8 protein-coding genes are annotated in these 12,205 nt (G+C 65.3%); all 8 read left to right on the top strand.

Features of this window, described 5'->3' with window-relative positions; translation table 11 throughout:
- The first annotated feature begins 2 nt into the window (after positions 1-2).
- The 8 genes from SJI03_RS03660 to SJI03_RS03625 all read left to right on the top strand — a co-directional run bounded on the left by SJI03_RS03660 (position 3) and on the right by SJI03_RS03625 (position 12,190).
- Positions 3-2,039, top strand: a complete 2,037-nt coding sequence (locus SJI03_RS03660) for a TonB-dependent receptor (RefSeq protein ID WP_322426286.1) — start codon at positions 3-5, stop codon at positions 2,037-2,039.
- A gap of 103 nt (positions 2,040-2,142) precedes the next feature.
- On the top strand, positions 2,143-2,877 hold the full coding sequence (locus SJI03_RS03655; protein ID WP_099378092.1) for a 2OG-Fe dioxygenase family protein: 735 nt from the start codon (positions 2,143-2,145) through the stop codon (positions 2,875-2,877).
- 142 nt (positions 2,878-3,019) lie between these two features.
- On the top strand, positions 3,020-4,381 hold the full coding sequence (locus SJI03_RS03650) for a hybrid sensor histidine kinase/response regulator (RefSeq protein WP_322426285.1): 1,362 nt from the start codon (positions 3,020-3,022) through the stop codon (positions 4,379-4,381).
- A 265-nt stretch (positions 4,382-4,646) separates the two neighbouring features.
- Positions 4,647-5,375, top strand: a complete 729-nt coding sequence (locus tag SJI03_RS03645; protein WP_322426284.1) for a CerR family C-terminal domain-containing protein — start codon at positions 4,647-4,649, stop codon at positions 5,373-5,375.
- Positions 5,372-6,784 (top strand): efflux transporter outer membrane subunit, encoded by a 1,413-nt coding sequence (locus SJI03_RS03640; RefSeq protein ID WP_322426283.1) that lies wholly within the window; start codon positions 5,372-5,374, stop codon positions 6,782-6,784. The genes SJI03_RS03645 and SJI03_RS03640 overlap by 4 nt, the downstream gene beginning before the upstream one ends.
- A 13-nt stretch (positions 6,785-6,797) precedes the next feature.
- Positions 6,798-7,961: an efflux RND transporter periplasmic adaptor subunit gene (locus SJI03_RS03635; RefSeq protein WP_322426282.1), complete on the top strand. Its 1,164-nt coding sequence runs from the start codon at positions 6,798-6,800 to the stop codon at positions 7,959-7,961.
- Positions 7,962-7,970: 9 nt separating this feature from the next.
- A complete protein-coding gene (locus tag SJI03_RS03630) occupies positions 7,971-11,087 on the top strand; it encodes an efflux RND transporter permease subunit (protein ID WP_322426281.1) in 3,117 nt (1,038 codons plus the stop codon).
- Between the two features lie 131 nt (positions 11,088-11,218).
- Positions 11,219-12,190 (top strand): hypothetical protein, encoded by a 972-nt coding sequence (locus SJI03_RS03625; protein WP_322426280.1) that lies wholly within the window; start codon positions 11,219-11,221, stop codon positions 12,188-12,190.
- The last annotated feature ends 15 nt before the right edge of the window (positions 12,191-12,205 follow it).

The following is a 12,205-nucleotide window of genomic DNA, read 5'->3' as shown; positions in this document are numbered from 1 at the left end:
CCATGACGCCACGCACTCTTTCCCTCCTCCTTGCCACCCTGCTTTCCGCCACCGCCGCCCATGCCGACGACATCTTCCAGCGCGTGCTGGTCGACGGTTCGCGCCTGAACCAGCTGGGCGTGGCCGATTCGTCCAACGCGGGCAGCGTCACGCAAAAGCAGCTCGACGCGCGCACCAGCTACCGTCCCGGCGAACTGCTCGAAGCCGTGCCGGGACTGATCGTCAGCCAGCATAGCGGCGAGGGCAAGGCCAACCAGTTCTACCTGCGCGGCTTCAACCTCGATCACGGCACGGACTTGCGCACCACCGTCGACGAGATGCCCGTCAACCAGCGCAGCCATGGCCACGGACAGGGCTGGACGGACCTGAACTTTTTGATCCCCGAACTGGCCATGCGCCTCGATTACAAAAAGGGGCCATATTCGGCGGCGCAAGGCGATTTTTCCTCGGCCGGCGCGGCGTCCGTCATCTACGCGAACCGCCTGACGCAGGGCGTCGCCAGCGTGGGCATCGGACAAAACGGTTTTCGCCGCGCCCTGCTGGCCGATACGCTCGACGCGGGCGACGGCAGCCTGCTGTACGCGCTCGAAGCGCAGCACAACGATGGCCCGTTCACGCAGCCGGACCGCTACCGCAAGCTCAATGGCGTGCTGCGCTACAGCGAAGGCTATGCCAACAACGGCTTCAATGTCACGGCCATGGCGTATGACGCCAGCTGGAACGCCACCGACCAGATTGCGCTGCGGGCCGTGCAGGACGGCACCTTGGGCCGCTTCGACGCCATCGATGCCAGCGACGGCGGCAAGGCGCAGCGCTACAGCCTGTCGGGCGCCTGGCGCCAGACGACGGACGACATGTCGTCCAGGGTCAGCGCGTATGTGATTGCCAACCGCCTGGCCCTGTTCTCGAATTTTACGTATGCGATGGACAATCCCGATAACGGCGACCAGTTCGCCCAGCCCGACCGGCGCGTAACGTCCGGCCTCGACGCCAGCCATACCTGGCACCGCCACACGGACAGGGGCAGCAGCGACACCACCATCGGCCTGCAGCTACAGAACGACAATATCCACAATGGCCTGTACAACACGCGGCAGCGGCAGATCCTGTCGACCACGCGGCAAGACCATATCGTTGAATCGAGCATCGGCGTGTATGGCGAAAACAGCACGCGCTGGTCGCGCTGGCTGCGCACCGTGGCCGGCCTGCGCGCGGACGCCTACCGCTTCGATGTGCGCAGCGACCGCGCCGCCAATTCGGGCACGGCCAGCGACCATTTGTTCAGCCCCAGCCTGAGCGTGATCGCGGGGCCCTGGCGCGATACGGAAGCGTATTTCAACATCGGCAATGGCTTTCACAGCAACGATGCGCGCGGCACGACGATCACGCTCGACCCGAAGACGGGCGAAGCGGCGGACAAGGTCACACCCCTGGTGCGCTCGCGCGGACTGGAACTGGGCTTGCGCAGTGCCGCCATCGTCGGCCTGCAAACCTCGCTGTCGCTGTACCGCCTGGACTTCGATTCCGAGCTGCTGTTCATCGGCGACGCGGGCGCCACCGAGGCGGGCCGCCCCAGCCGCCGCTACGGCATCGAGTTTTCCAGCTACTACAAGGCGGCCAGCTGGCTGTCGCTGGACCTGGACCTCGCATATGCGCGGGCGCGCTCGCGCGGCAGCGACCCGGCGGGCGACTTCATCCCCGGCGCCATCGAAGGCGTGGCCCAGCTGGCCATGACGGTGACGCCATCGGGGCCGTGGTCAGGCTCCTTGCGCCTGCGCTACTTCGGTCCGCGCCCGCTGGTGGAAGACAACAGCGTGCGCTCCGCGGCCAGCGTGGGCTTGAACGGGCGCATCGCCTACCAGATCGACAAGACCTTGCGCGTGGAGCTGGAAGGCTACAACCTGGCCAACCGGCGCGACTCGGCCATCGACTATTACTATGCCTCGCGCCTGCCCGGCGAGGCGCAGCCGGTCGACGATATCCACTTCCATCCGGTGGAATCGCGCTCGCTGCGCCTGACCCTGGTAAAGAATTTTTAACGCAACAAGAATAATTCCTGTCTCAGTGCACAGGAAACGCCGCGAAGTCGTAGAATGCCAGGCTGGATAAACTGAGACAGGCCGCATTGCGGCCGGCACCGCCATGAGCACTTCCGCACCGATCTTTACCGACCCGTCCCACGTCAAGGAAGCCTTGCGCGACGACGGCTATGCCGTCCTGCGCCCGCAGGATGTGGCCGCGCTGGCCGGCTGCCCGCTGGCCGCATTGCGCGCGCTGGAACCAAGCTGGAATACCTTGCCGCTGGACAATTACCTGAAGGATGGCGGCCGCTATCGCCGCCGGCGCCACTCGTGCTTCGTGCAGGATGGCGAGCGCCTGACGCAGACGGCGCACCGTCCGCACTGGCAACCGGTGGAGTACAACGCCCTGCACGGCGGCATGCACCGCCTGTTCGAACCGGTCGAAGCGGCTATCGTCGCGCAAGCGGCCTGGCAACAGCTGCTCCGCGCGCTGGGCGACGCCTGCTCGCAGGTCAAGGGCAGCCAGCCGTGGTTCATCGAGGCGCACCAGTTCCGCATCGATACGACCGATGGCATCGGCCGCCCCACGCCGGAAGGCGCGCACCGCGACGGTGTCGATTTTGTCGCCGTGCTGCTGATCGGGCGCGAACAGGTCAAGGGCGGCGAGACGCGCATCTTCGAAGCAGACGGCCCCAACGGCAAGCGCTTTACCCTGACCGAGCCATGGTCGCTGCTGCTGCTCGACGATGCAGCCGTGATCCACGAATCGACGCCGATCCAGCCTATCGGCGAGCATGGACACCGCGATACGCTCGTGCTCACCTATCGCGCAGGCCAATTCCAGGGCGAAAACTGACAAGCGGCCACAGCATTCCCTGTGGCCAAAATAGTTACTTGGAAGTTACTTTTGCAGACCTAAATCCGATATAGTCATACGATGTCGATATTGTGCGCTCATCGCGCCCAGCATCACCACACTGAAATTCTAGGAGAGGTCTGTGGACTCCAACAACCAAATCAAGCCTGACGAAATCGAGATCCTGATCGTCGAGGACAGCCCGACTCAGGCGGAGCGCTTGCGCCGCCTGATCCAGTCGCTGCACTATAACGCCCGCGTGGCGGCGAATGGCCAGCTGGCCCTGGCCGCCATCCGCGAGCGCAAACCGCACCTGGTGCTGTCCGATATCGTCATGCCTGAAATGAATGGCTACGACCTGTGCCGCGCCATCAAGTCCGATCCGACCTTGCGCGACATCCCCGTGATCCTCGTCACCTCGCTCAACGATCCGAAGGACATCATCCGCGGCATCGAGTGCGGCGCCGACAATTTCATCCGCAAGCCTTACGCGGAAGACTACCTGCTCAACCGCATCAGCCACATGCTGATGAACCAGAAGCTGCGCAAGAACCAGAACGTGGAAATCGGCATCGCCCTGTACCTGGGCGACCAGAAGCATTTCATCAATGCGGAACGCCAGCAAATCCTCGACCTGCTGATCTCGACCTATGAACAGGCGGTGCAGGTGAACGGCGAACTGCAGGCGCGCGAACGCCAGGTGATCGAGCTGAACATGCGTCTGGCGCACCATGCGGCCGAACTGGAAACCATCAACCGCGAAATCGCCCTGAAAAACCTGGAACTGGCCGAAGCGAGCCGCATGAAGTCCGCCTTCATCGCCAACATGTCGCATGAACTGCGCACGCCGCTCAACGCCATCATCGGCTTCACGGGCGCGCTGCTGATGAAACTGCCCGGCCCCCTGACGTCCGACCAGGACAAGCAACTCAATACCATCCGCGCCAGCGCGCGCCATTTGCTCTCGCTGATCAACGACATCCTCGACGTGGCCAAGATCGAGGCGGGCAAGCTGACCCTGTCGATCGAGCCCGTGCACTGCCAGGAACTGATGGCCGACGTGGCCGACACCCTGCGCCCCCTGGCCCAGCAAAAAGGCCTGACCCTGGAAATGGCGCTGGGAGAAGCGGGCCAGCCGCCCGCCATCATCGACACGGATCGCCGCGCGCTGACGCAAATCCTCATCAACTTGCTCAACAACGCCATCAAGTTCACGGAACAGGGCACGGTGCGCATCAGCCTTGCCCAGCGCGACGAAGACGGCGTGCTGGTGACGGAAATGAGCATCGCCGACAGCGGCGCCGGCATCAAGGAAGAAGACCAGGCCAAGCTGTTCCAGGCCTTCTCGCAGCTCGATTCCACCTCCACGCGCCATGTGGAAGGCGCGGGACTGGGCCTGTACCTGTGCCAGAACCTGGCCAACGCCATCGGCGGCGCCCTGTTCTTCAACAGCGACTACGGTTCCGGCAGCACGTTTACCCTGGCCCTGCGCAGCAAGGCCTGAGCTGCTGTGCGCCGCAGCATGAAATGCTGGCTTTTTACCATCCCAGACAGACCGATACAGTAGTTCTACGGTATTGCACCGCACCATTTTCGGCGCTATAGTAGAACTGTCTCCTCCAATTCGTTCTCCGAACATTGGATTCAGCCCGCGAATACAACCGCGGGCTTTTTTTTGCCTGCGTTTTCCACGCATCTTCATCCTTTCTTAACTAAATCAACCGGCTTAGTTATATCAATCGCTTGAGATATATGATTAAATCTCCGGCATGATTGAAAAAACCGCCATCCCCACTTCCCACGCCGACGATGGGCGCAAGCCCCGCTCCGACGGCGAACAGTCGCGCGAGCGGCTGCTGCATAGCGCCATCCGCCTGTTCGCCGAACAGGGTTACGCCAAGACCTCCACGCGCGAACTGGCACAGGCGGCCGGCACCAACGCAGCGGCCATCAGCTATTATTTTGGCGACAAGGCTGGCCTGTACCGCGCCGCCTTTGCGCAGCAGTCAGCCAGCCCGCAAGACAATATCGCCCTGTACGAACAACCGCATTTCACCTTGCGCGAAAGCCTGGAAGGCTTTTATGCGCAATTGCTCGCGCCCATGCAGCAGGGCGACATCGCACGCGACTGCATGCGCCTGTGGTGCCGCGAAATGCTCGAACCGACGGGCCTGTGGGCGCGCGAGATCGACCAGAATATCCGCCCCGAGCACGAGGCGCTCACGCGCGTGCTGGCGCGCCACCTGGGTGCGCCCGACAACAGCGACGACATGCACCGCCTGGCGTTTTCCATCGCTTCGCTGGCCTTGCAGCACATGGTGGGCACCGAAGTGCTGCAAACCCTGCGCCCGCAACTGCTGGAGTCGCCGCACGCGATCGACACCTGGCTGGCGCGCATGACCGACTACGCGCTGGCCATGGCCGAGGTGGAGCGCCGGCGCCTGGCCATTCCTCCCTCCCACCATACCGCTCAACGACAAGCAGAAGGACAAGCATGACGACTATTCGATGCACCGTTCAACGCGTCCTGGCTGTCAGCATCGTGCTGGCACTGGGCGGTTGCGCCCTGCAGGGGCCGCCCGCAGCGGTGGCCGCCAGTGCCCCCGCTCAGTGGCAGGCACCGCTGCCGCACAACGGCAAACTGACGGACCTAGCCAGCTGGTGGCAGGGCCAGGGCGACAGCCTGCTGGTGGAATTGATCACCGACGCGCAGCAGGTCAGCCCGACCATCGCCGCCGCCGGCACACGCATCGTGCAGGCGCGCGCGGACAGCATCGCCAGCGGCGCCGCGCTGGCGCCCAAGCTCGATGCGACGGGCAGCGTGGTGCGCACCAGCCAGCAATCGGCGCAACCGAGCGGCACCACCTCGCAGGCGGCCTTGCAGGCGTCTTGGGAAGTCGACGTGTTTGGCGCCAACCGCGCCACGCGCGATGCGGCGCAGGAGCGCTACGACAGCGCCCGCGCGCTCTGGCATGAAGCGCGCGTCTCGGTGGCCGCCGAAGTGGCGAACCAGTACTACGCCTTGCGCACCTGCCAGCAATTGCAGGCCGTGTCCGAACAGGATGCCGTCTCGCGCCGCGATTCGGCACGCCTGACGGAGCTGAGCGCCGGTGCCGGCTTCCAGCCGCCCGCCAACGCCGCCCTGGCCCGCGCCAGCGCCGCCGAAGGCGCCAGCCGAGCCATCGAACAGCGCGCCGCCTGCGACGTGAATGTCAAGGCGCTGGTGGCCCTGTCGGCGATGCCGGAAGCGTCGCTGCGCCAGAAGCTGGCGGCCAGTCCCTTTGTTGCGCCCTCGCCCGTGGCGATTGCGGAATTGCCTGCGCAAACCCTGGGCCAGCGTCCCGACATCTACAGCGCTGAACGCGAAGTGGCAGCCGCCAGCTTCGAAGTGCGCGGCGCGCAGGCGCAACGCTACCCGCGCCTGAGCCTTGCCGGCTCCATCGGCAAGGGCAATATCCGCGCCGGCGGCACCAGCATCACGGCCAGCACCTGGAGCATCGGCCCGCTGGCCGTCAGCCTGCCCATCTTCGACGGCGGCACCCGCCGCGCCCAGGTCGATGCGGCCACGGCGCGCTACGACGAAGCCGTGGTGAAATATCGTGCCGGCGTGCGCCAGGCCGTGCGCGAAGTGGAAGAGGCGCTGGTCAACCTGGCCAGCACGGACGAGCGCAGCAGCTACGCCAAGACGGCCCTGGAAGGCTACCGCGTGTCGTTTGTCGCCACCGAGGACCGCTACAAGAATGGCCTGGCCAGCCTGATCGAACTGGAAGACGCGCGCCGCACGCGCCTGGCCGCCGAAAATACGGTGGTCAATCTCGAGCGCGAACGCAGCGCCGCCTGGGTGGCGCTGTACCGCGCCGCCGGCGGCGGCTGGACCAGCAGCGCCATCGCCAACAATGCCCTCTGACGGATACGACAACATGAAAAAAATGACCTTGAAACCGATGGCGCTCGCCCTTGCCGCCCTTTGCGTTGTGCTGGGTGCCGGCGTGGCCCTGTACTCCCCGTCCTCCACGGCGGCAGATGACGCCAAGGATAAGAATGCGGCGCAAAAGCCGGCCCTCACCGTCACCACGGCCAAGCCGCAAACGGCCAACCTGCCCATCAAGCTGCAGGCGAACGGCAACGTGGCCGCCTGGCAAGAAGCCGTCATCGGCAGCGAATCGAACGGCTTGCGCCTGACCGACGTGCGCGTGAATGTCGGCGACGTGGTGCGCGCCGGCCAGGTGCTGGCCGTGTTCTCGAACGACACGGTGAACGCCGACGTGGCGCAGGCGAAGGCCGCCGTGCTGGAGGCGGAAGCGAATGCCGCGGAAGCAGCCGCCAACGCACAGCGCGCCCGCTCGCTGCAAAGCACGGGCGCCATCAGCGCGCAGCAGATCAGCCAGTACCTGACGGCAGAGCAGACGGCCAACGCGCGCATCGCCTCGACCAAGGCGCAGTTGGCGTCGCAGCAGCTGCGCCTGAAATACACGCAGGTGGTGGCGCCCGACAGCGGCATCATCTCCTCGCGCTCGGCTACCGTGGGGTCGGTGGTGGGCGCCGGCACGGAATTGTTCCGCATGATCCGCCAGGGCCGCCTCGAATGGCGCGCCGAAGTGACGGCCACTGAATTACTGAACCTGAAAGCGGGCACCCTGGCGCAGGTCAAGGCCGCCAACGGCAGCACTTTGACGGGAAAGGTGCGCATGATTGCCCCTACCGTCGACCCGCAGACGCGTTCCGCCCTCGTGTATGTCGACCTGCCGGCCAGCACCGGCAACAATGCACCGTTCAAGGCCGGCATGTACGCCAGCGGCGAATTTGAGCTGGGCACCTCGGGCGCGCTGACGGTGCCGCAGCAGGCGATTGCCGTGCGCGATGGCTTCAGTTATGTCTTCCGCCTCAATGCCGACCAGCGGGTCAGCCAGATCAAGGTGCAGGCCGGACGGCGCCTGAGCGACCGCATTGAAATCCTGGGTGGCATCACGGCCGACACGACGATTGTCGTCAGCGGCGCCGGCTTCCTCAATGACGGCGACCTGGTACGCAATGTGCAAAACCCGGTTGCAGCAGCTGCCAAGCCAGCCACGGCGAAAAAGTAAGGAGAGGCCATGAATTTTTCCTCCCTCTCGATCAAGAATCCGATCCCGGCCATCATGCTGTTCGTGCTGCTGACCCTGGCCGGTCTGCTGGCCTACAAGGCCAATCCGGTACAGGATTTCCCTGACATCGAACTGCCCATCGTCACCGTCAGCGCGGTGCTGCCCGGCGCCGCGCCGGCCCAGCTGGAAACGGAAGTGGCGCGCAAGATCGAAGACTCCGTCGCCACCCTGCAAGGCGTGAAAAACATCTACACCAAGGTGCTCGATGGCGTCGTCACGGTCACCGTGGAATTCATCCTGGAAAAGCAGATCGCCGAAGCCGTCAACGATGTGCGCGACGCCGTCGCGCGCGTGAAAGCGGACATGCCGGCTGAGCTGCGCGACCCCACCGTCACCAAGGCTTCCACGGCCGGGCGCGTGGTGCTGACCTTTATCGCCACGGCGAAAGGGGGCGTGGACAATCCGCTCGACGCGCCCGACCTGTCCTGGTTTGTCGACAATACGGTGGCCAAGCGCCTCTTGACCGTACCCGGCGTGGGCGCCGTCACCCGCGTGGGCGGCGTCTACCGCGAGATCCAGGTGGAACTCGATGAAGCGCGCATGGCCGCATTGAAAGTGTCGGCCCTCGACGTCTCGCGCCAGCTGCGCCTGGTGCAGCGCGAAGCGCCTGGCGGCCGGGGCGACATCAGCGGCGCCGAGCAATCAGTGCGCACCATCGCCACCGTCAAGACGGCCGATGAACTGTCGCGCGTGGAAGTACCGCTGCCGGACGGCCGCCATGTGCGCCTGGACCAGGTGGCCACCGTGCGCGACACGATCGCCGAACCGCGCGCGCTGGCCGAGCAGGATGGCAAGACGGTCGTCGCCTTTGAAGTGTTCCGCACCAAGGGCGCCAGTGAAGTGGCCGTCGCCAAGGGCGCACGCGACGCCATCGCCGACCTGCAGAAGGAAAACCCGAATGTGGTACTGCAGCAGTCGATCGACAATGCCTTCCCCGTCGAGGAAAACTTCGACGGCTCGATGGAGCTGCTGTACGAAGGCGCGCTGCTGGCCGTGCTGGTGGTGTGGTGGTTCCTGCGCGACTGGCGCGCCACCCTGGTGGCCGCCGCTGCCCTGCCCCTGTCCGTGATGCCGGCCTTCCTCGGCATCTACTGGTTCGGCTACACGCTCAATACCGTCACCCTGCTGTCGCTGGCCCTGGTCGTCGGCGTGCTGGTCGACGACGCCATCGTGGAAATCGAAAACATCGAGCGCCATCTGCGCATGGGCAAGTCGCCAATGGAAGCGGCCATGGAAGCGGCCGACGAAATCGGCATGGCGGTGATCGCCACCACCTTCGCGCTGGTGGCCGTGTTCCTGCCAACGGCCTTCATGAGCGGCATTCCCGGCCTGTTCTTCAAGCAGTTCGGCTGGACGGCCGTGCTGGCCGTGCTGGCGTCTCTGGTGGTGGCGCGCCTGCTCACGCCGATGATGGCCGCCTACATATTGAAACCGCTGCCGCACAAGGAAGAGCAGGATGGCTGGCTGATGACGCGCTACCTGACGGTCATGCGCTGGTGCCTGAACCACCGCGGCATCACGGCCATCGCCGCAGCCCTGTTCTTTGTCGGCGCCATCGCGCTCGTGCCGCTGCTGCCGACCGGTTTCGTGCCGGCCGCCGACCGCGCGCAGACGCAAATCAACCTGGAACTGCCGCCCGGCTCCACCCTGGGTGAAACGCAGGCCGTGGCAGCATTGGCGCGCGATGCGGCCATGCGCACGCCTGGCATCCAGGGCGTCTTCAGTTCGATAGGCGGCGGCTCCAGCGGCGACGCCTTCGCCCCCGGCGCGGCAGCCGAGGCGCGCCGCGCCGTGCTGACCCTGACCACCGTGCACCGCACGAAGCGCAAGGAATCGATGGCTGGCCTGGAAACGCAGTTGCGCAACAAGCTCGATACGATTCCCGGCGCCCGCTTCACGGTGGGACCGCCCGACACGGGCGTCAAGATGCAGCTGGTGCTGCGCTCGGAAGATCCGGTGGCTTTGACGGCGGCGGCGCAAAAAGTCGAGCGCGAACTGCGCGGCCTGAAAGGCATCGGCAACGTCAATTCCAGCGCCTCGCTGGTGCGACCGGAAATCATCGTGCGCCCCGATTTCGCCAAGGCGGCCGACCTGGGTGTGACGGCGGCGGCCATCGGCGAAACGGTGCGCGTGGCCACGGCCGGCGACTACGACACGGACCTGACGAAAATGAACCTGCCCGAGCGGCAAGTGCCGATCCGCGTCAAGTTGCCCAACAGCGTGCGCGCCGACCTGGCCGCCATCGAGCGCCTGACGGTGCCCGGCAAGAATGGTCCCGTGCGCCTTGCGAACGTGGCCACGGTAACGATGGAAAGCGGCCCGGCACAGATCGACCGCCTGAACCGCAGCCGCAACGTGACGCTGGACGTGGAACTCGGTTCGCGCACCCTCGGTGAACTGAACGAAGAAGCGCGCGCGCTGCCATCGATGAAGAATCTGCCGCCATCCGTGAAGATCGCCGAACTGGGCGACGCGCAGGAAATGGCCTCGCTGTTCGCCAGCTTCGGCCTGGCCATGCTGATCGGCGTGCTGTGCATCTACTGCGTGCTGGTATTGCTGTTCAAGGACTTCATGCAGCCGGTAACCATCCTGGCGGCGCTGCCGCTGTCGATCGGCGGCGCCTTCGTGGCGCTGCTGATCACGGGCAGCGCCCTGTCGATGCCGTCGATGATCGGCCTGATCATGCTGATGGGGATCGTCACCAAGAACTCGATCCTGCTGGTCGACTATGCGATCCTGGCGCGCCAGGCGGGCATGAACCGCTTCGATGCGCTGGTCGACGCCTGTCACAAGCGCAGCCGCCCCATCCTGATGACGACGATCGCCATGGGCGCCGGCATGATGCCGCTGGCACTGGGCTGGGGCGCCGACCCCAGCTTCCGTTCGCCGATGGCCATTACCGTGATCGGCGGCCTGATCACGTCGACCTTACTCAGCCTGCTGGTGGTGCCGGCCGTGTTCACCTACATCGACGACCTGGAGCACCTGCTCAAGCGCGGCATGGCGAAACTGCGCCGCCAGAAGGCGCCGCTGCGGCGCGATGACAAGGTGGCGCTGGAAAAATAAGCGCCGCCACTGTTTGCAAAATCGCCCCCTGCGGGCAAGGAAGCGAAGGACCGGCCGTCAGGCCGCGCTCCCTCGCTTCCATCTATCTGGCATACTGCGCCCATTCTCCATGAACGCAATCTGCCCTGCCTATGAATTACCGCACCCCGCTCGTCCTGCTACTGGTATCCGCACTGCTCGGCGCCTGCTCGGACAAGACCGCCCCCGCCAGCGCCGACGTGGCAGCTGACGTCGTAACCGAGGTCCCCGCGGCCGCTGACGATGCCGCATCGGCCGAACACGTGCCGCCGCCGGCCGCCACGGCGCCAAGAACGGAAGCGATGAACACGCCGCAGGCGCGCGAACTCGAAGTGGGCATGATGCGCGCCGTCTTCGGCAAGGACTATCGCAGCGACAGCGACGATGCGCTGGCCGACCTGTCCGATCCGGACAAGCACGTCGACAGACTCAGTTACGTGGTCAGCGCCGTCAGCCACAAGCTGCTGCCCGATGGCCGCGCCATCCTGGTGGCGAATGCGGAAACGGCCAACACGGAAGGCACGGCCGAATCGGCGCATGCCTCGTCGGGACTGTTGAATGTGTTTTTCCTCGCGCCCAAGGGCCAGCCGGAAGACGGCCAGTGGCAAGTCGTGAAACGGCTGGAAAACATTGCCGCCCTCGGTTCGTCGGGCCAGCTCGGCGAAGTCCACTGGGTCATGCTGGGCGCGAACAAGCCGGGACTGGCGATCCGCCATGGCTACACGGGCCAGGGCTACACCATCACGCAACTGGCCCTGTTTGAAATCGGCGACGGCAAGGTGACCGCGCTTGATGGCGGAATCGACCTGTACTCGGACAATATGGGCGCCTGCACGCCGGACATGGACGAGTGCTGGATGGTCAGCGGCAATTGGCGCTTCGCCACGGCGCGCAATGGCGGCGCCTACGACGACCTGCTGATCGATTTCAAGGGCGCCTCCGAGAAGATCAAGCCCGGCGTCACGGTCAAGCCGGACGAAGACCCGCCGCGCATTGCCACACCGTTGAACGGCCACGCGCGCTATGGCTTCGATGGCAAGGGATACAAACTGGTCGAGGGCAAGAACACGGTGCCTGGCGTCTGAGCCAGGCACCGGCAA

The organism is Janthinobacterium sp. GMG1 (genome assembly GCF_034427795.1).
Taxonomy (GTDB): Bacteria; Pseudomonadota; Gammaproteobacteria; order Burkholderiales; family Burkholderiaceae_D; genus Janthinobacterium.
The sequence above is the reverse complement of the archived record's forward strand: the minus strand, read 5'-3'. Positions and strand labels throughout refer to the sequence as shown.